The sequence below is a fragment of the Microcystis sp. M49636_WE2 genome (assembly GCF_030065375.1).
Lineage (GTDB): Bacteria > Cyanobacteriota > Cyanobacteriia > Cyanobacteriales > Microcystaceae > Microcystis > Microcystis aeruginosa_C.
The window spans coordinates 1-1,041 of record NZ_JASJFG010000322.1; the positions used below are offsets into that span (position 1 = coordinate 1).

Annotated in this window: 2 protein-coding genes; one reads left to right on the forward strand and one right to left on the reverse strand. The window is 39.9% G+C overall.

Going from position 1 to position 1,041, the window contains the following annotated elements; all coding sequences use genetic code 11:
- On the reverse strand, positions 1–453 hold a 453-nt coding region (locus PX484_RS07725), incomplete at its 3' end, for a hypothetical protein (protein WP_288103360.1).
- Between the two features lie 231 nt (positions 454–684).
- On the opposite strand from PX484_RS07725, the gene PX484_RS07730 reads away from it, so the two are divergent.
- Positions 685–1,041, forward strand: a 357-nt coding sequence (locus PX484_RS07730) for a Uma2 family endonuclease (RefSeq protein WP_288103362.1), incomplete at its 3' end; no start/stop codon positions are given.

Here is a 1,041-nt window from a genome sequence, read left to right on the forward strand (position 1 = left end):
AGCAAGCTGATAGGTGGCTTCATCCCGCAGTTGTCCGGTGTTTAAAGCACTTTGACGCTGAGAATCGAATACTTTTGGGTCAATTCCTGAGAAACTATTAGCTAATTGCAGATGATAGTTAGATAGTTGGTTAAAAATCCGACGCGCTTGATTGAGTTTGTCCACAGCGACATCGTATTTAGCGGCATTAATAGCGGCGTTCGCTTCTTCCACTAAACGTTGTCCCCCCTGAAGACTCAGGACACTATCGGCTTGATTTAAGGGTTTCAATTCGTTAGGATCGCTGGCAGGAGTGTTTGAGTCGGGGGTTTGTGCTTGTCCGTCAGGTGCGATCGCAATAACTAAACCGATCACCAGAGTGAGCAGATAAATTAAACTATAAGGCTGTTTTCGCTTAACCATAAAATTTCTCGACTTAATGTTCCAGATGGGAACGGCTATTTTTTTTAACATCGACAACTGACCTATAGTAGCTTTTTTGGGGCAGTTTCGATCCGACCCCAGCTTTCTAGACGTTAGTTCTAGCGGTTTTGTCGCCATGGCAAGTGCTGTTTTTTCCCGAAAAATCAGTACAAGTCCCCAAAAAGTTAGTTTATTCCTCCCGATTAATGGTTTAAATACCGATAATTCACCCGTTGGAAGGCTGTCCAGATAGAATAAAGAGAAAGTAGGAGTTTAGTTAAAATGTCTTTATCACTGATTACGCGTAAGTTTACGGTGGAAGAATACGAAAAAATGGCAACCGAAGGAATAATCAAACCCGATGAAAAAGTGGAATTAATTCGAGGAGAAATTATCAAAATGTCACCGATGGGAACCCGTCATGCTTCTAGTGTAGATAGATTAATACAATTATTCTATCAAAAGTTAGGACAGAAAATTATTCTCAGGGTGCAAAATCCGATTAGATTAAATAATAATTCTCAACCAGAACCAGATTTAAGTTTACTAATACCTCGATCGGATTTTTATGTTGCTGCCTATCCTTGTCCTCAAGATATCTATTTAATTATTGAAGTTTCCGATTCTACCCTCGATTAT